This window comes from Kitasatospora sp. cg17-2 (assembly GCF_054031055.1).
The window spans coordinates 3,900,172-3,916,881 of record NZ_CM132923.1; the positions used below are offsets into that span (position 1 = coordinate 3,900,172).

At 71.5% G+C, this 16,710-nt stretch carries 17 protein-coding genes and 1 tRNA gene; 6 read left to right on the forward strand and 12 right to left on the reverse strand.

Translation table 11 applies throughout. The annotated features are described in order from the left end of the window. Positions 1–199: 199 nt before the first annotated feature. Positions 200–550 (reverse strand): DUF3618 domain-containing protein, encoded by a 351-nt coding sequence (locus ACW14Y_RS16115; RefSeq protein WP_380442656.1) that lies wholly within the window; start codon positions 548–550, stop codon positions 200–202. A 131-nt stretch (positions 551–681) separates the two neighbouring features. On the opposite strand from ACW14Y_RS16115, the gene bcp reads away from it, so the two are divergent. Next, complete coding sequence (gene bcp / locus ACW14Y_RS16120; RefSeq protein WP_030394219.1) at positions 682–1,158, forward strand: thioredoxin-dependent thiol peroxidase; 477 nt, start codon at positions 682–684, stop codon at positions 1,156–1,158. A gap of 142 nt (positions 1,159–1,300) precedes the next feature. Here the strand turns inward: bcp and ACW14Y_RS16125 are convergent, their stop codons facing one another. Then, positions 1,301–3,703, reverse strand: a complete 2,403-nt coding sequence (locus ACW14Y_RS16125; protein ID WP_380387111.1) for a chitinase C-terminal domain-containing protein — start codon at positions 3,701–3,703, stop codon at positions 1,301–1,303. A 562-nt stretch (positions 3,704–4,265) separates the two neighbouring features. On the opposite strand from ACW14Y_RS16125, the gene ACW14Y_RS16130 reads away from it, so the two are divergent. Beyond that, positions 4,266–4,349: transfer RNA gene (locus tag ACW14Y_RS16130), tRNA-Leu, on the forward strand. Between the two features lie 72 nt (positions 4,350–4,421). On the opposite strand, the gene rdgB is transcribed toward ACW14Y_RS16130, so the two are convergent. The 4 genes from rdgB to ACW14Y_RS16150 all read right to left on the reverse strand — a co-directional run bounded on the left by rdgB (position 4,422) and on the right by ACW14Y_RS16150 (position 6,791). After that, positions 4,422–5,027: an RdgB/HAM1 family non-canonical purine NTP pyrophosphatase gene (gene rdgB, locus ACW14Y_RS16135; RefSeq protein ID WP_456987313.1), complete on the reverse strand. Its 606-nt coding sequence runs from the start codon at positions 5,025–5,027 to the stop codon at positions 4,422–4,424. Between the two features lie 52 nt (positions 5,028–5,079). Further along, positions 5,080–5,469, reverse strand: coding sequence for a hypothetical protein (locus ACW14Y_RS16140; protein WP_149030570.1), 390 nt, complete (start codon positions 5,467–5,469; stop codon positions 5,080–5,082). A gap of 183 nt (positions 5,470–5,652) precedes the next feature. Then, positions 5,653–6,387: a ribonuclease PH gene (gene rph, locus ACW14Y_RS16145; protein ID WP_266269626.1), complete on the reverse strand. Its 735-nt coding sequence runs from the start codon at positions 6,385–6,387 to the stop codon at positions 5,653–5,655. Positions 6,388–6,557: 170 nt separating this feature from the next. After that, positions 6,558–6,791 (reverse strand): glucose PTS transporter subunit EIIB, encoded by a 234-nt coding sequence (locus ACW14Y_RS16150; RefSeq protein WP_030060521.1) that lies wholly within the window; start codon positions 6,789–6,791, stop codon positions 6,558–6,560. 380 nt (positions 6,792–7,171) lie between these two features. Between ACW14Y_RS16150 and ACW14Y_RS16155 the strand changes: the two genes are divergently transcribed. From ACW14Y_RS16155 to ACW14Y_RS16170, 4 genes are all read left to right on the forward strand, one after another. Continuing rightward, entirely contained in the window at positions 7,172–8,461 is a 1,290-nt protein-coding gene (locus ACW14Y_RS16155; protein ID WP_380302732.1) for a PTS transporter subunit EIIC, read from the forward strand. Between the two features lie 394 nt (positions 8,462–8,855). After that, positions 8,856–10,133: a PTS transporter subunit EIIC gene (locus tag ACW14Y_RS16160; RefSeq protein ID WP_456987317.1), complete on the forward strand. Its 1,278-nt coding sequence runs from the start codon at positions 8,856–8,858 to the stop codon at positions 10,131–10,133. Between the two features lie 549 nt (positions 10,134–10,682). Then, positions 10,683–11,813, forward strand: coding sequence for an LLM class flavin-dependent oxidoreductase (locus ACW14Y_RS16165; protein WP_456987319.1), 1,131 nt, complete (start codon positions 10,683–10,685; stop codon positions 11,811–11,813). Then, entirely contained in the window at positions 11,810–13,099 is a 1,290-nt protein-coding gene (locus tag ACW14Y_RS16170) for an NtaA/DmoA family FMN-dependent monooxygenase (RefSeq protein ID WP_380302726.1), read from the forward strand. Before ACW14Y_RS16165 ends, ACW14Y_RS16170 begins: the two co-directional genes overlap by 4 nt. An 88-nt stretch (positions 13,100–13,187) precedes the next feature. Here ACW14Y_RS16170 and ACW14Y_RS16175 read toward each other — a convergent pair whose 3' ends face one another. The 6 genes from ACW14Y_RS16175 to ACW14Y_RS16200 all read right to left on the reverse strand — a co-directional run bounded on the left by ACW14Y_RS16175 (position 13,188) and on the right by ACW14Y_RS16200 (position 16,647). Then, positions 13,188–13,934: an MBL fold metallo-hydrolase gene (locus ACW14Y_RS16175; RefSeq protein WP_380302724.1), complete on the reverse strand. Its 747-nt coding sequence runs from the start codon at positions 13,932–13,934 to the stop codon at positions 13,188–13,190. Between the two features lie 219 nt (positions 13,935–14,153). Continuing rightward, positions 14,154–14,345 (reverse strand): MerR family transcriptional regulator, encoded by a 192-nt coding sequence (locus ACW14Y_RS16180; RefSeq protein WP_266269631.1) that lies wholly within the window; start codon positions 14,343–14,345, stop codon positions 14,154–14,156. Positions 14,346–14,501: 156 nt separating this feature from the next. After that, the gene (locus tag ACW14Y_RS16185) at positions 14,502–15,470 is read right to left on the reverse strand and encodes a PLP-dependent cysteine synthase family protein (protein WP_456987322.1); all 969 of its coding nucleotides are present in this window, start codon (positions 15,468–15,470) and stop codon (positions 14,502–14,504) included. A gap of 94 nt (positions 15,471–15,564) precedes the next feature. Further along, positions 15,565–15,843 carry a MoaD/ThiS family protein gene (locus ACW14Y_RS16190; protein ID WP_030394231.1) on the reverse strand — a complete coding sequence of 93 codons (279 nt, stop codon included), beginning with the start codon at positions 15,841–15,843 and terminating at the stop codon, positions 15,565–15,567. Positions 15,844–15,946: 103 nt separating this feature from the next. Then, positions 15,947–16,066, reverse strand: coding sequence for a putative leader peptide (locus ACW14Y_RS16195; RefSeq protein ID WP_317621128.1), 120 nt, complete (start codon positions 16,064–16,066; stop codon positions 15,947–15,949). Positions 16,067–16,215: 149 nt separating this feature from the next. Then, the gene (locus ACW14Y_RS16200) at positions 16,216–16,647 is read right to left on the reverse strand and encodes a Mov34/MPN/PAD-1 family protein (RefSeq protein WP_030394232.1); all 432 of its coding nucleotides are present in this window, start codon (positions 16,645–16,647) and stop codon (positions 16,216–16,218) included. Positions 16,648–16,710 lie beyond the last annotated feature (63 nt).

The window sequence follows — 16,710 nt, forward strand, 5'->3', positions numbered from 1 at the left end:
TTCGTCGTTCGTGCTCACGACCCCGAAGGTACCGCCCCCGGGCGCCGCGCGTGACGTCAGCCCGGCCCCACCGCGAACGGCCCCACCGCACGGCCCCGCCACGGAGGGGCCTGCCACGGACAGCCCTGCCACGGACGACGGGCCCCGGACGACGTCGGGCCGGGCACCAGGTGCCCGGCCCAGGACGTGCCGCCGCGGATCAGCCCTTGCGGCGCTTGCGCGCGGAGGCGAGCAGCAGCACCAGGCCGACCCCGACCAGCGCCGCCGGGACGATCCGCTCCTTGCGCGGCTGCCCCTTCTCGTCCACGAACTGCGCCCGGGCCTGCTCGACCAGCCCGCTCGCGGCCACGTACGCCCGGCCCGCCTTCTCCTCGACCGTGGCCACGGCCTTCGCCTTGACCTGGGCGGTGATGGTGGTCGGATGCACCCGCACGGCGAGCTCGTCCAGGGTCGCCGCCAGCTGGGTGCGGGTACGGGTGATGTCCGCCTCGATCTGGGCGGTCGTCCGCGCCGACTTGTCCGTAGTGCTCGCCTCGCCCACTCGGGCCACCCCATTCACTGATGTTGTCCTGTGCGACTGACCCAGTGTGTCAGCTGCCACCCGGGCCCGCGCGGCCCCACCCACCATCAGGGGTAAGTTGGCCGTGGTACGACTGCCCGCCCAGCACCAGGAGAAACCCCGTGAGTGAGCGTCTCCAGCCCGGTGACACCGCGCCCGCCTTCACCCTGCCCGACGCCGACGGCAACGACGTGTCCCTGGCCGGACACCTCGGCCGCAAGGTGATCGTCTACTTCTACCCGGCCGCGCTCACCCCCGGCTGCACCAAGCAGGCCTGCGACTTCACCGACAACCTCGAGGTCTTCGCCGGCGCCGGCTACGACGTCATCGGCATCTCGCCGGACAAGCCGGAGAAGCTCGGCAAGTTCCGCGAGGCCGAGGACCTCAAGGTCACCCTGCTCTCCGACCCGGAGAAGAAGGTGCTGGAGGCCTACGGCGCGTTCGGCGAGAAGAAGCTCTACGGCAAGACCGTCACCGGCGTGATCCGGTCGACCGTGATCGTGGACGAGCAGGGCAAGGTCGAGCACGCGCTCTACAACGTGAAGGCGACCGGCCACGTGGCCAAGCTGCTGCGCGACCTCAAGGTCGAGGCGGCCTGACCCGACCCGGGGCTCCCCCCGGGACGACGACCCTGAGGACGACGGCCCGGAGGACGACACCCGGGACGACGCAGCGGTGGCGGCGCACCCCCCGACCGGGTGCACCGCCACCGCCGTCTCTCACCTCAGGCGTCCGCTGTCATCAGCAGGCGCCGAGGTCGCTCCAGACACCCCAGGCGCCGCTGGCGCTCGGGTCGTCGCCCTTGGTCCACCACTTGTTCTGGTAGTAGTGGCCCTTCCAGGAGACCTTGGTCGTGCTGGCATAGGTGGTGCCCGCGTCCCAGCTCGGCGCTCCCGCGCAACCGGCCGGCGGAGTCGTCGGCGGCGTGGTCGGAGGCGTGGTGGGCGGCGTGGTCGGCGGCGTCGTGGGAGGCGTCGTCGGCGGGGTGGTCGGCGGCGTCGTCGGAGGCGTCGTCGGCGGGGTCGTGGGCGGAGTGGTCGGCGGCGTGGTCGGCGGGGTCGTACCGCCGTCCACCGCACCGCGGGTCAGGTCGCCCTTGAGCCCGTACAGCGTGCCCGCCACGTTGACCGTCCAGTTGGACGGCGTGGACACCGGCAGGTAGTAGACGAAGTCCAGGTCGACCGAGGCACCCGGGGCGAGCGACTGCCAGCCCGGCAGCTTGACCGACACCCGGTTGTAGTTGCCCTTGAGGCCGCCCACGTTGCCGGTGCCGGTGTGGTCGGACTTGATCACCGTCAGACCGAAGCCCGACTGGTCCTTGGCGTTGCCCGGGGCCGAGTTGCCGTAGTCGAACTGGAACTCGGTGCCGCCCGGCAGGGTCAGCGTCGAGTTGTTGACGATGTGGATCTTCGGGTTGATCGGGTAGTTCGAGTCACCCAGCGCGAAGTTGGTGAACGACACGTCGACCGGCAGCGTCTGCTGCGGCAGCGCCGTCGTCGAACGGATCGCCCCGTACGGCGAGGCCGCCTTGAACTTGTCGTACATCAGCGAGGTCAGCGTGTTGCCGGGCACGTACTGGCCCTTGCCGCCGTTCGCGGCCGCGTCCCACTTGTAGTCGCCCGCGAGCTCCCAGATCATCGCGCCACCGGCGCCCTGGTTGACGATGTAGTCGGCCTTGGCGGCGACCGACTGCTCGTCCTCGGTCGACAGGAAGACCTTCTTGCTGTCGTTCCACAGCCACGACGCGACCAGCGAGGAGCTGTAGTTGCGCACGTAGGTGCCCTGCAGCGCGGTGTCCTTGACCCCGTACTTGGACAGGTAGTCGGGCAGGATGCCCTTCTCCAGGTTCTTCGCGTGCCACATCGGGTTCGACCCGGCCGGGGACTCCTTGCCCGCGTCGTCCTTGTCGTTCCAGATGTTGTCGATACCGACCGCGCCGTCACCGCAGGAGGTCAGGCCGGCGCCGACCGGGCAGGTCGTCGCCGCGGCGGTGCCCCAGAGGCCGTTGGTGCCGCCCTGGACGTTCTTGAAACCGCGGGTGTAGTACGGCAGGCCGACATTGACCCGGCCGCCCGGCATCGAACCGCGGAAGTAGTGGTACGACCAGTCCGCGTTGAGGTAGCCGATCCCGCCGTACTGGCCGGTGCCGTAGACGTTGGCCGCCGCCAGCTCGCCGTCCTTGCCGTCGTCGAACAGCGAGGCGTTCGGGCCGACGTACTTGTTCCAGGCGCCGTGCAGGTCGTACGACATGATGTTGACGTAGTCCAGGTACTGCGCCACCTGGAAGGTCTCCATGCCGCGCAGCAGGTAGCCGGACGACGGGGCCGCGACCGAGAGCAGGTAGTGCTTGCCGTCGGCGGCACCCGCCCGGTCCAGCTTCTCCCGCAGGGTCTTCATCAGGGCGGCATAGCCCTTGGCCAGCGAACCGCGCTTGCTGTTGGCGAGCTGCCAGTCCAGCGGGTTGCCCGCGTCCTTCATCGAGGTCGGGTACTCGTAGTCGACGTCGACGCCGTTGAACCCGTACTTCTTGATGAAGTCGACGGCCGAGGCGGCGAAGGTGTCGATGCCCGCCTGGTTGACGCTGCCGTCCGGGTTGACGGTCATCGAGTAGAAGCCGCCGCTGTTGACGCGCTTGCCGTCGTCACCGAAGAAGCCACCCGTCTCCGTCCAACCACCCACAGAGATGAGGGTCTTGACGTTCGGGTACTGCTTCTTGTACTTGGTCAGCAGGTTGAAGTTCCCCTTGTACGGCAGCGAAGGGTCGAGCTCCGCGCCGGGCACACCGGGGAACGAGATGCCGGTGGCCTCGTTCTTGTCGTTGTCGGTACCGACGGACAGCTTGTTGTCCGAACCGACGTGCCCGAAGGCGTAGTTGAGGTGGGTGACCTTGTCCCACGGGATGTCGCTGACCAGGTACGGCGGCGTGCCGTCCTTGCCGCTGCGCCAGCCGGTGAAGTAGCCGATGATGCGGCGCTGGTGATCGGCGCCCATCTTCTCGCGGCCGTTGGTGTCGTAGACGCTGCAGTACGGGACGTCGACACCGGGCGTGGCGTAGAGGCCGTCGGGACGACAGGCGGCATTGTCGACGGTGGCGGACGCCTGGGAGGGCGCCGCGCCCAGCGTGGCCATCAGCAGGCCGGCCATCGTGGCCGCGGCCAACGAGGCCAGGCCGGCGCGGGCCGCCGGGCTCTTGGACCGACGGGCAGCGGTGGGACGCCGCTCCGCCGTGGATCGGATCAACACTCGGTCCTCCGGGCAGAGTGTCGGCGCGTGCCTGTGGGGGAGCACGCACGTGGGGGAAAGCAGATTGGCGCCGAAGCTATGTGGTCTGAACCACATAGGTCAATAGGTCTGTACCAATTGGTAATCAACTCCCCAACATCGCCGGTCGAACGACCACCCCCCGCCCGTCACCCGAAGCCCACCAACCCCACCCACCCCACCACCCCTCCACCCCCGGGAAACAGCCCCCCGCACAGCCCCCGCAGCACCCCACTCCGGAGGCCGACCGCACCAACAGGACCGGTCCGACAAGCGGTCGGACGACCTCCGACCGCCGGGCCCGAACTGCCGCGCCGTCACCGACACTTGCTGCGGCCGGAACGAGAACCGCCACCCGAGGCCCTCCCGGTGCGACAAACAGGGCGGACCCCGGCCCGGAATGACGGTGTCCCCGCACCGCACGACCCCCTAGACTGAAGGCCATGCGGCCTTGGCGTAACCGGCAGCCGCGCGGGTTTTAGGTGCCCGTGGGAGGAATCCCGTGAGGGTTCGAATCCCTCAGGCCGCACGAGGCTTTAAATCGAAGGCCCGCCCCGGAGTGATCTCCGGGGCGGGCCTTCGTCGTCCGAGAGGCGGCACGTCAGCCGATCAGGTCCTTCACGACCGGGGCGAGGGCGCGGAAGGCCTGGCCCCGGTGGCTGATGGCGTTCTTCTCCGCCGGGGTGAGTTCGGCGCAGGTGCGGGTCTCGCCGAGGGGCTGGAGGATCGGGTCGTAGCCGAAGCCGCCGTCGCCCGCCGGGGCGGTGCGCAGGGTGCCGAGCAGGCGGCCCTCGACGACGCGCTCGGGGCCGTCCGGCAGGGCGAGGGCGGCGGCGCAGAAGAAGTGGGCGCCGCGGTGCTCGGGGGCGATGTCGGAGAGCTGGGCGAGCAGCAGGTCGAGGTTGGCGCGGTCGTCGCCGTGCTTGCCGGACCAGCGGGCGGAGAGGATGCCGGGGGCGCCGCCCAGGACGTCGACGCAGAGGCCGGAGTCGTCGGCGACGGCGGGCAGTCCGGTGGCGCGAGCGAGGGCGTGCGCCTTGAGCAGGGCGTTCTCGGCGAAGGTGATGCCGGTCTCGGGGACGTCGGGGATCTCCGGGTAGGCGTCGGCGCCGACCAGTTCGACGTCCAGGCCGGCGTCGCCGAGGATGTCGCGGAGTTCGGCGACCTTGTGCTGGTTGCGGGTGGCGAGGATGAGTCGGGTGGTCATGGATCCACCCTAAACGGACAGGGGCCGTGAGTCCTCGTCAGCCGGTGCGGAGTCAGCCGGTGCAGACCTTGGTGAGGTTGGAGGCGGCGTTGCCGAGCGGCTTGAAGTCCGGGACCTGCTTGTTGTTGACGGCCTGCTGGACCTTGTCGACCTGGGTGTTGAGGTCGTTGATGGCCTGGACGACGTCGGTGTCCTTGGAGTTCTTGCCGAGCTGGTCGAGGTCGTTCTTGAGCTTCTGCAGCGCCTGCCCGGCGGCGGCCGAGTCGTTGCTCGCGTTGCTGTAGGCGTTGCTGACCTCGTTGATGTCCCCGGTGATCTTGACGGCGGTGTTGCCGCAGTCGAGCGCCTTCTGGGCCGCGGAGCAACTGACCGCGCTGAGGGGGAGGATGGCGATCAGGCCGGCCACGGCGAGCATGGTGGGGCGGGCAATGCTCTGGGGCATCCGGTCCTCCTGGGTGCGCGGGTCTCCGGAAGGGAAGGACGCGCGCTGAGGGGTGCGCGGTTCCCGGAACGGGGTGCTGCGGGAACCGTACGGGCTCCGGACCCGGCGTGTACAGCGGCCTGGTCCGGAGCCCGGGGGATTTCGCGGAACCGAAATGGAACCGGTATGCGAGGCGTGCCGGCGTCAGCCCTCCAGCTCGCCGAGGACCTTGCGCTGGACCTCGTCGAGCTCGGCGCAGCCGAGGGTGCCGAGGTCGAGCAGCTGGTCGAGCAGGGCGCGGTCGAAGGGGGCGCCCTCGGCGGTGCCCTGGACCTCGACGAAGCGGCCGTCGGAGGTGCAGACGATGTTCATGTCGGTCTCGGCGCGGACGTCCTCCTCGTAGCGGAGGTCGAGCATGGGGGTGCCGTCGATGATGCCGACGCTGACGGCGCTGACCCCGCCGGTGATCGGCTTGCCCTTGGCGCGGAGGAGCTTGCGCTCGCGGGCCCAGCCGACGGCGTCGACGAGGGCGACGTAGGCGCCGGTGATGGCGGCGGTGCGGGTGCCGCCGTCGGCCTGGAGGACGTCGCAGTCGAGGACGATGGTGTTCTCGGCGAGGGCGCGGTGGTCGACGACGGCGCGCAGCGAGCGGCCGATGAGGCGGCTGATCTCGTGGGTGCGTCCGCCGAGGCGACCCTTGACGGATTCACGGTCGCCGCGGGTGTTGGTGGCGCGCGGGAGCATGGAGTACTCGGCGGTGACCCAGCCTTCGCCGCTGCCCTTGCGCCAGCGGGGGACGCCCTCGGTGACGCTGGCGGTGCACAGCACCTTGGTGTCGCCGTAGGAGATGAGGACGGAGCCTTCGGCGTGCTTGCTCCAGCCCCGTTCGATGGTGACGGGTCGGAGCTGGTCGGGGGTGCGGCCGTCGATGCGTGACATAGGCACCGAGCGTAGTCGGTTGTGGGGGGCGTTCCGGGCGCGCCTCGGGCGTGCCGCGGCCCGCCGACCGGGAGGGGTCGGCGGGCCGGGGTGGCGCGTGGGCCGGGTCGGCGCGGGCGCGGAGGCCGGACCGGCGCGGGCGCCGGGTGGAGCGAGCCGGTGGGCTCAGCTCACATCATGTCCTCGATGTCGGCGGCGATCGGGTCGGCGTCGGTGCCGATGACGACCTGGATCGCGGTGCCCATCTTGACGACGCCGTGGGCGCCGGCGGCCTTCAGCGCGGCCTCGTCGACGAGGGAGGCGTCCTTGACCTCGGTCCGAAGGCGGGTGATGCAGCCCTCGACCTCTTCGATGTTGTCGATGCCGCCGAGACCGGCGACGATCTTCTCAGCCTTGCTGGCCATTGCTTTCTCCCTCTGTCTCGGCCCGTCGGCTGCTCTGCCGGGTGCCGTCCTGCGCGGTGACCTCGGTCGCGGGTGACGCGTGGTCAGTGGTCGGTCGTGCCGTGGCGTGCTGTCGGAGCAGCGCGACCAGCATGACGCGATCCGGACCGATATGTCACGTTAGTCCACTTTTGGCCCACTCCGACGCGCATACCCCTGGTCGGCACCCGAGGATGACGAGCAGCGGGGCCGGTCTCCCGGTGCGCGGACTGCGTCCCAAAGTGGTCTACACCAATATATGTGTACTCCGATGAACGCAGGAAGGGCCCCGGGTGTTCCCGGTCCCCGCCCGAGGTCCCGCCGGGGACCACCGGACGGCAACCGCACTCGGAGGGCGAAGGATGAGTACGGCAGGCGCCGCGGCGTCACAGACCACGTGGTGGCACACCTTCTACGGCGGACTCCAGAAGATGGGCCGCTCGCTCCAGCTGCCGGTGGCGGTCCTCCCGGCCGCCGGCATCCTCAACCGGCTCGGGCAGCCCGACGTCTTCGGCAAGGACGGCCTGGGCTGGGACAACGTCGCCAAGGTCTTCGCCGCGGCGGGCGGTGCGCTGCTGGACTCCTCGCTCGGCCTGCCGATGCTGTTCTGCGTCGGCGTCGCGATCGGCATGGCGAAGAAGGCCGACGGCTCGACCGCGCTCGCCGCGGTGGTCGGCTTCCTCGTCTTCTACCGGGTGCTGCACGCCTTCCCCGAGCAGTGCAAGCCGCCGACGGTGCTGATCAGCGACCAGTGCGTGGACTACACCTCGGCGAAGGCGGCCGCCGCGACGTACCAGAACCCCGGGGTGCTGGGCGGCATCCTGATCGGCCTGCTGTCGGCCTGGCTCTGGGTGCGCTTCCACCGCACCCGGCTGGTCGACTGGCTGGGCTTCTTCAACGGCCGCCGCCTGGTGCCGATGATCACCGCCCTGGTCGGGATGGTCATGGCCTGTCTGGCGCTGTGGGTCTGGCCGCCGATCGGCCGGGGCCTGAACGACTTCAGCCAGACCCTGGCCGACCTGGGGTCGGTCGGCGCGGGCATCTTCGGCGTGGCCAACCGGGCCCTGCTGCTGATCGGCATGCACCAACTGCTGAACACCTTCGTCTGGTTCCAGTTCGGCGAGTTCACCAAGCCGGACGGCACGATCGTGCACGGCGACATCCCGCGCTTCCTGGGCGGGGACCCGACGGCCGGGCAGTTCCAGTCCGGCTTCTTCCCGATCATGATGTTCGCGCTGCCGGCGTGCGCGCTGGCCATCGCGCACGCGGCCAAGCCGCACCGGCGCAAGGAGATCTACGGCCTGATGGTCTCGCTGGGCCTGACGTCCTTCGTGACCGGCGTCACCGAGCCGATCGAGTACTCCTTCGCCTACATCGCCCCGGTGCTGTACGGCGTGCACGCCCTGCTGACCGGGGCCTCGATGGCGATCACCTGGGCGCTGGGGGTGCACGACGGCTTCAGCTTCTCGGCCGGTCTGATCGACTACGCGATCAACTGGAGCCTGGCCACCAAGCCCTGGCTGATCATCGTCATCGGCCTCTGCTTCGCCGCCGTGTACTACGCGCTCTTCCGCTTCATCATCGTGAAATTCGACCTGAAAACTCCGGGGCGGGAGGACGAGAGCGAGGTCGAGGACGTGACCAAGGCATAAACCGAGCGTCACCGCCGCCAATCCGAAAAGGCCCCCGGACCGATGGTCCGGGGGCCTTCGGCATATCCGGCCCGGGCCGATGGTCCCGGTGCGGAACGCCGGACCGTCACCGGTGACGAGCCATCGGTGACCTGCCGGGGAGTCCCGGGGGCCGTCGGCTTTTTGTTGCGCAATTAGCCAAAATCCCAATCACGGCGGGTAATCAAGATCGTTGATCCGCAAGTAGGTTTCGATTTCATAGCGCTTCCCATCAGCACCGCTTTCGAGGGTTCCCCGCCCCCTCCACCCGTGCTACAAAACTGGTCTACACCACGTGTGGTGTAGACCAGTTCGCGGTTCGGCCCCTGTGCCCTCCCCCCGACCGACCCGCCCTTGCCGTAAGGAATCCACCCCCATGAGTCAGTCTGCGCAGGCACCGGCGCCCGCCACGGCTCCGGCCACACCCAGTCCCGCCAAGAAGTTCGGCCAGAACCTGCTCCAGGGCCTGCAGAAGATCGGCCGCAGCCTCCAGCTGCCCATCGCCGTCCTCCCCGCCGCCGGTCTGCTGATGCGACTGGGCCAGGACGACGTGTTCGGCAAGGACGGCCTCGGCTGGGACAAGGTCGCCGCGGTGTTCGCCGCCGCGGGCAACGGCGTCTTCGACAACCTGCCGCTGCTCTTCGCGGTCGGCATCGCCATCGGCTTCGCCAAGAAGGCCGACGGCTCGACCGCGCTGGCCGCCCTGGTCGGCTTCCTGGTCTACAAGAACGTGCTCACCGCGTTCCCGATCGCCGAGGGCCACATCGCCGACGGCAAGTGGGTCCCCGCCATCTACCAGAACCCCGGCGTGCTCGGCGGTATCGTGATCGGCCTGCTCAGCGCTGTGCTGTGGCAGAAGTACCACCGCACCAAGCTGGTCGACTGGCTCGGCTTCTTCAACGGCCGCCGCCTGGTCCCGATCCTGATGGCCTTCGTCGGCACCGGCATCGGTGTCCTCTTCGCCCTGACCTGGGGCCCCATCGGTGACGCGATCAAGAGCCTGAACGACACCCTCATCGGTGCGGGCGCCGTCGGCGCCGGCGCGTTCGGCCTGGTCAACCGCGGTCTGCTGCCGGTCGGCATGCACCAGTTCGTCAACTCCTACGCCTGGTTCCAGACCGGTGACTTCACCAAGCCCGACGGCACCGTCGTGCACGGCGACCTGACCCGCTTCTTCGCCGGCGACCCGACCGCCGGACAGTTCATGTCGGGCTTCTTCCCGATCATGATGTTCGCCCTCCCGGCCGCCGCCTTCGCGATCGCCCACACCGCCAAGCCGCACCGCCGCAAGGCCGTCACCGGCATGATGCTGTCGCTGGCCCTGACCTCCTTCGTGACCGGTGTCACCGAGCCGATCGAGTTCTCCTTCGTCTTCATCGCCCCGGTGCTGTACGTCATCCACGCGCTGCTGACCGCCGTCTCGATGGCCGTCACCTGGGCGCTCGGCGTGCACGACGGCTTCACCTTCTCCGGCGGTCTGATCGACTACGCGCTCGCCTGGAGCAAGGCCACCGACCCGTGGATGATCATCCCGATCGGCCTGGCGTTCGCCGCGCTGTACTACTTCCTCTTCCGCTTCGCGATCCTGAAGTTCGACCTCAAGACCCCCGGCCGCGAGGACGAGGACGAGATCGAGGACGTCACCAAGGCCTGAGGCCCGACGCCCGGAACCACCCGCACGCCGCTCACGGCCCCGCCCCGCCACCCGCTCCCCCGGGTGGCGGGGCGGGGCCGTTCCGCATGCCCGGGGCCGGTTCGCAGAAGTCCCCGGCCCTGCTCACCCCGTACCCGCACCGCCGCCCCGGGCGTCCGCCGAGCTGTCCACCGAGGTGGCCACCCGCTGGGACGACGGTTGACGAACCGGCGAGGGCGCTGGTCAACTGGGGCGGTGAACGCCTCCCACCCGCTGGTGACCCGCAGCCACATCGACTTCGGTCGCGTGTGGTCCGCGGCGTGTCGCGGCTGACCCGAGCGCTCCCCGCGCCGCCGCCCGGCTGACCTCCCGCCGCGCCCGGCCGTTCCTCCCCTCCCCCGCGCCCGCCCGTGCCCCGGGCGCGCGGCCCCGTGCCCGTCCGCACCGCCCGCCCCCGTCCCCGTACCGCCCCGGCCGCCCCACCGCGTCCGGGCCGTGCGCCGAGGGTCACGGGCCGGTCCGCGACCGCCGGCACGCACCGCTTCCGTACGAGGAAAGTCAAGGCCACCCATGCCCCGCCAACTGCACCTTTCCGCCGCCCTCGACAGCCCCGGCCGGTTCGACGCCGCCCACTTCACCGAGCTCGCCCGGCTCGCCGAACGCGCCACCCTCGACTTCGTCACCCTCGACGACTCCTACACCCCCGAGCCCGCCCGGCTCGACGCGCTGGCGACCTTCGCCCGGCTCGCCCCGGTCACCCGGGGCCTCGGCCTGGTCCCGACCGTCACCACCACCCACACCGAGCCCTTCCACACCTCGATCGCGGTCAACACCCTGGACTGGGTCAGCGAGGGCCGGGCCGGCTGGCTGGTCGGGGTCTCCGACACCGAGGCCGAGGCCAGGGCCTTCGGCCGCCGGGGCGCCGCCCCCGCCGAGGAACTCTGGGCCGAGGCCGCCGACGCCGCCGAGGCGGCCTCCCGGCTCTGGGACAGCTGGGAGGACGACGCGGAGATCCGCGACACCGCCACCGGCCGTTTCGTCGACCGCGCCAAACTGCACTACGTCGACTTCGAGGGCCCGCACTTCTCGGTCCGGGGGCCGTCCATCACCCCGCGCCCGCCGCAGGGCCGCCCGGTGATCGCGGTCACCGTCGCCGCCGCCGACCTCGCGCCGGACGCCGGCCCCGGCGGCCGCGCCCGGGTCGCCACCGCCGCCCGGCACGCGGACGTCGTCCTGCTCGACGCCCCCGACCGGGCCACCCGGCTGACCGCCGCCACCGAACTGCGGCTGCGCGGCGGCGAGGCGCTGCGGATCCTGGCCCGGGTCCCGGTCGCGCTCACCACCGCCGCCGCGACCGCCGCCCTGCTCACCGAGGCGACCGAGGGCGGCGGCGGGGTCGACGGCTTCCACCTGGTGCCCGCCGACCCGGCCCGCGACCTCGCGGTGCTCGCCGACCACGTGGTGCCGGCCCTGCGCGAGCGCGGCCTGTTCCGCACCGGCTACACCGGCCGCACCCTGCGCGACCGGCTCGGCCTGGCCCGGCCCGCCAGCCGCTACGCGTCCGGCACCGACACCGCCGCGACCGAGCCACCCGCCACCGAGCCACCCGGCACCGGGGCGTCCGCCACCGACACATCCGCCGCCGGAACGCCCGCCGGTACGCCCACCCGCCCCGCCGCGACCGCCGAGGTGACCCGATGACGGACCGTCCGCTCAAGCAGATCCACCTCGCCGCGCACTTCCCCGGCGTCAACAACACCACGGTGTGGACCGATCCGGCCGCCGGCAGCCAGATCGCCTTCGAGTCCTTCCGCCACCTCGCCGCCACCGCCGAGCGCGGCCGGTTCGACTTCCTCTTCCTCGCCGAGGGCCTGCGGCTGCGCGAGGTCAAGGGCCGGATCCACGACCTGGACGTGCTGGGCCGCCCCGAGTCGATCACCGTGCTGGGCGCGCTCGCCGCCGTCACCACCCACCTGGGGCTGGCCGCGACCGTCAACGCCACCTTCAACGAGCCGTACGAACTGGCCCGCCGCTTCGCCTCGCTGGACCATCTCTCCGGCGGCCGCGCCGCCTGGAACGTGGTCACCTCCTCGGACGCCTTCACCGGTGAGAACTTCCGCCGCGGCGGCTACCTCGACCGCGCCGACCGCTACACCCGGGCCGCCGAATTCGTGCAGCTGGCCCGGGAGTTCTGGGACGCGGCGGGCACCGGCACGGTCCGCCACCAGGGCCCGCAGTTCGACGTCGAGGGCACCCTCTCGCTGCCCCGGCCGCCGCAGGGCCACCCGGTGGTGATCCAGGCCGGGGACTCCGACGAGGGCCGCGAGTTCGCCGCCGCCACCGCCGACGTGGTCTTCAGCCGGCACTCCACGCTGACCGCCGGACAGGCCTTCCACGCCGACGTCAAGCGGCGGCTGGCCGCGTACGGCCGCAAGCCCGACGAACTGAAGATCATGCCCGGGGTGACCTGGGTGCTGGGCGACACCGAGGAGGAGGCCGTCGAGCGGGCCGCCGCGATCCGCCGCGCCCAGGTGAGCCCGGCCACCACCGTCGCCTACCTGGAACAGGTCTGGGGCGTCGACCTCTCCGGCCACGACGTGGACGGCCCGCTGCCGGAGGCCGACCCGGTGCGCGGCTCCGGGCTGGTCCAGGGGCGGACCTCGCTCGGCGATCCACTGGAGATCGCCGCCGAGTGGCGGGCGGTGGCCGCCGCCAAGGGGCTCAGCAGCCGCGAGCTGGTGATCGAGGTGACCGGCCGGCAGTCCTTCATCGGCACCCCGCGGAGCGTGGCCGAGCAGATCGACCGCCATGTGCAGAGCGACGCCGCGGACGGCTTCATCCTCGTCCCCCACCTCACCCCGGGCGGGCTGGACGAGTTCGTGGACCGGGTGGTGCCGCTGCTCCAGGAGCGCGGGGTGTTCCGCACCGAGTACACCGGGACGACGCTGCGCGACCACCTCGGCCTGCCGGTCCCCGGCCGCCGCTGAGGCGCTGAGCCGCTGACCCGCCGTCGGGCCGCTGCCGGGACCGTTCCCGGCGGCGGCCCGGTCCGGACCGGACAGGGCTGGACCGGGCTCAGATCTCGTAGACCGCCCCGGCCCGGGCGATCTCGACCGGCCCGGGATAGGCGGCGGCCGCGTCCCGCCGGTTGAGCTCGGCGTCCGTCCACGGCGGGATGTGGGTGAGCACGAGCCGGTGGGCGCCGGCCGCCGTGGCGTGCTCGCCCGCCTCGCGGCCGTTGAGGTGGACGGCCCGGTACGTGTCCCGGCCGTCCAGGTAGGCGGCCTCGCAGAGGAAGAGGTCGGTGTCCCGGGCGAGCTCGACGAGTTCGGCGCTCTCCCCGGTGTCGCCGGAGTAGACCAGGCTGCGGCCGTCGTGTTCGAGCCGGAAGGCGAAGGCGTCGACGGGGTGGTTGACCTGGGCGACGTCGATCCGGAACGGACCGAGGTCGAAGCGGCCCGGGGTGAGGGTTCGGAACTCGAACACCTCCTTCATCCCCGGGTTCTCCGGCATGTCGTAGGCGCGGGCCATCCGTTCGGCGGTGCCGGCCGGGCCGTAGACGGGCATCGGCGCGGGGCAGCCCTCGGCCCGGTAGTTGCGGGCGACCCAGTAGGCGCACAGGTCGATGCAGTGGTCCGCGTGCAGGTGGCTGAGCAGGATCGCGTCGACCTCGTAGATCGAGGCGTACTTCTGGAGGGCGCCGAGCGCGCCGTTGCCGAGGTCGAGCACGACCCGGTAGCCGTCGGCCTCCACGAGGTAGCTGGAGCACGGCGAGTCGGCCGACGGGAAGCTCCCCGAGCACCCCACCACGGTCAGTTTCATCCGAGCCCCTCCGCCCCGACACGTCCTGGCTGCCGCTGGTCATGACAGCGGGCCGGGAGTACCGGCCGGAGGCGCTGCCCTGCGCGTGTTGTCGAGAGTAAGGGCGGAGCGGCACTTTGCCCCCGTCTCCGTGCCGTGCTGTGGCTGGAATCACCAGAACGCCGGGGGGACGGGGGACGGACGGTGCACCGGTGGTGCTTCCGCGCCGGCCGGGGCGGCTCAGCGGTGGCCGGGGCGGCTCCGGGCCCAGGCGCGGACGGTCTCGGGGTACCAGCGCGGGTGGCCGCCGCCGTCGACCACATCGGGTTCGGGGAGCAGGCCGTGCCGCCGGTAGTTGCGGACGGTCTCCGGCTGGACGTTGATGTGACGGGCGATCTCGGCGTACGACCACAGGTCGGTGCTGCGACTCACGGGCCACCTCCGCTGGTGCGTGGGAGACGTTCGTGGTCAGCCTTTCCACGCCGGGCGGCGGCCCCGCGCCGGAACGGCCACCGTGGTCGTACCGTGACGAACCGGGAGCACGGTACGGACAAATCCCCGATCGTCACGATCGGGGCGGTGGGGGTTTCAGGCCCAGAGCTGGCCCTGCAGCGCCTCGACGGCGGCCTCGGTGGACTCGGCGGTGTAGATGCCGGTGGAGAGGTACTTCCAGCCACCGTCCGCGACCACGAAGACGATGTCGGCGCGCTCGCCGGCCTGGGCGGCCTTGCGGCCGGCGCCGATCGCCGCGTGCAGGATCGCGCCGGTGGACACGCCGGCGAAGATGCCCTCCTCCTGGAGGAGTTCGCGGGTGCGGCGGACGGCGTCGGCGGAGCCGACCGAGAAGCGGGTGGTCAGCACCTCGGCGTCGTACAGCTCGGGGACGAAGCCCTCGTCGAGGTTGCGCAGCCCGTAGACCAGGTCGTCGTAGCGCGGTTCGGCGGCGACGATCCGCACCCCGGGGACCTTCTCGCGCAGGAATCGGCCGACGCCCATGAGGGTGCCGGTGGTGCCGAGCCCGGCCACGAAGTGGGTGACGGTGGGCAGGTCGGCGAGGATCTCGGGGCCGGTGCCGGCGTAGTGGGCGCCGGCGTTGTCGGGGTTGCCGTACTGGTAGAGCATGACCCAGTCGGGGTGCTCGGCGGCGATCTCCTTGGCGATCCGGACGGCGGTGTTGGAGCCGCCGGCGGCGGGCGAGGGGATGATCTCGGCGCCCCACATGCGGAGCAGTTCGCGCCGTTCCTCGCTGGTGTTCTCGGGCATGACGCAGACCATCCGGTAGCCCTTGAGCTTGGCCGCCATGGCGAGCGAGATGCCGGTGTTGCCGCTGGTGGGTTCGAGGACCGTGCAGCCGGGGGTGAGCCGGCCCTCGGCCTCGGCGCGCTCGATCATGTGCAGCGCCGGACGGTCCTTGATGGAGCCGGTGGGGTTGCGGTCCTCCAGCTTCGCCCACAGGGTGACCAGGCCGTCGGTGTTGCCGGGCACCGCGGCGGACAGCCGGGGCAGGCGGACCAGCGGGGTGTTGCCGACGGCTTCGAGCGGGCTGTCGTAACGCAAGGGGTCCTCCGGCGGCAGCGGCGGTTCGGTCGGGTCCGGGCGGGCGGTGCCCTCCCCGGCCCGGGCGGTGCGCCGGGCCGGGGAGGGCGGGGTGTCAGCGGGCGCCGCCGGCCACGGCGGGCAGGATGGTGACGCTGTCGCCGTCGGCGAGGGCGGTGGAGATGCCCTCCAGGAAGCGCACGTCCTCGTCGTTCAGGTAGACGTTGACGAAGCGGCGCAGCTCGCCGCCGTCCAGCAGTCGGGCGGCGATGCCCGGGTGGCGGGCGTCGAGGTCCTGGAAGAGTTCCCCGAGGTTGCTGCCGGTGCCCTCGACGGCCTTGGCGCCGTCGGTGTAGGTGCGGAGGATGGTCGGGATGCGGACCTCGATGGCCATGGCTGCGCTCCTGTGCGAGTCGTGAGGTGGGTGGGCCGCAGCGGGCGCGGCAGGACGTGACGGCCCGGGGCGGTGGGATCCGCGGCGGGCCGGGACGGGCGGCTCAGCGCGAGCGCGCCGGCGTACCGGGACAGATCGCGCCGGCGTGCCGGCACAGGTCGATGTGCAGGCGCGCCACGAGGCGGGTGCCCGGGGCCTGGTTGCTCACATCGACGGAACGCATGGGCTCATCGTATAGATTCCCGGGCCCGCTCCTCCATGCCCGTCCCGGTATGCGGATGGTTTCGTCCCCCATGTCGAGATGCCCCGGGAACAGCGGTGGCCCGCCGACCACTCGCGGAGGTCGGCGGGCCTCGCCCAGGTGGGTGCGGGTCAGGCCTGGTGGGCCTCGACGACCTGGACGTCTTCCTCCGTGATCACACCGTCCACGATGCGGAACGAGCGGAACTCGTACGGGTCTTCGGCGCCGTTGCCCTCGGCGGTGGAGACCAGGACGTAGTGGGCGTTCGGCTCGGAGGCGTAGCTCACGTCGGTGCGCGAGGGGTAGGCCTCGGTGGCGGTGTGGGAGTGGTAGACGATCACGGGCTCCTCGTCCCGGTCGTCCATCTCACGGTAGAGCTTCAGCAGGTCGCCCGAGTCGAACTCGTAGAACGTGGGCGAGCGGGCGGCGTTGAGCATCGGGACGAACCGCTCGGGGCGGCCGCTGCCTTCCGGACCGGCGACCACACCGCAGGCCTCGTCCGGGTGGTCGGCGCGGGCGTGGGCGACGATCGCGTCGCGCAGTTCTCGGGTGATGGTCAGCATGGCGTCAGGATAGCCACGCCCCGGCGGGTCACCGCCGGGGCGTCCACGACGGCCGGGGGTGTC

Excerpts from the sequence above, each read along its gene's own strand:
- ACW14Y_RS16150 (WP_030060521.1), bottom strand. The coding sequence starts at position 6,791 with ATGGCCAGCAAGGCTGAGAAGATCGTCGCCGGTCTCGGCGGCATCGAC.
- ACW14Y_RS16140 (WP_149030570.1), bottom strand. The coding sequence starts at position 5,469 with ATGCCCCAGAGCATTGCCCGCCCCACCATGCTCGCCGTGGCCGGCCTG.
- ACW14Y_RS16190 (WP_030394231.1), bottom strand. The coding sequence starts at position 15,843 with ATGGCCATCGAGGTCCGCATCCCGACCATCCTCCGCACCTACACCGAC.
- ACW14Y_RS16200 (WP_030394232.1), bottom strand. The coding sequence starts at position 16,647 with ATGCTGACCATCACCCGAGAACTGCGCGACGCGATCGTCGCCCACGCC.
- rdgB (WP_456987313.1), bottom strand. The coding sequence starts at position 5,027 with ATGACCACCCGACTCATCCTCGCCACCCGCAACCAGCACAAGGTCGCC.
- ACW14Y_RS16175 (WP_380302724.1), bottom strand. The coding sequence starts at position 13,934 with ATGAAACTGACCGTGGTGGGGTGCTCGGGGAGCTTCCCGTCGGCCGAC.
- ACW14Y_RS16170 (WP_380302726.1), top strand. The coding sequence starts at position 11,810 with ATGACGGACCGTCCGCTCAAGCAGATCCACCTCGCCGCGCACTTCCCC.
- ACW14Y_RS16160 (WP_456987317.1), top strand. The coding sequence starts at position 8,856 with ATGAGTCAGTCTGCGCAGGCACCGGCGCCCGCCACGGCTCCGGCCACA.
- rph (WP_266269626.1), bottom strand. The coding sequence starts at position 6,387 with ATGTCACGCATCGACGGCCGCACCCCCGACCAGCTCCGACCCGTCACC.
- ACW14Y_RS16165 (WP_456987319.1), top strand. The coding sequence starts at position 10,683 with ATGCCCCGCCAACTGCACCTTTCCGCCGCCCTCGACAGCCCCGGCCGG.
- ACW14Y_RS16195 (WP_317621128.1), bottom strand. The coding sequence starts at position 16,066 with ATGCGTTCCGTCGATGTGAGCAACCAGGCCCCGGGCACCCGCCTCGTG.
- ACW14Y_RS16125 (WP_380387111.1), bottom strand. The coding sequence starts at position 3,703 with ATGGCCGGCCTGCTGATGGCCACGCTGGGCGCGGCGCCCTCCCAGGCG.
- ACW14Y_RS16155 (WP_380302732.1), top strand. The coding sequence starts at position 7,172 with ATGAGTACGGCAGGCGCCGCGGCGTCACAGACCACGTGGTGGCACACC.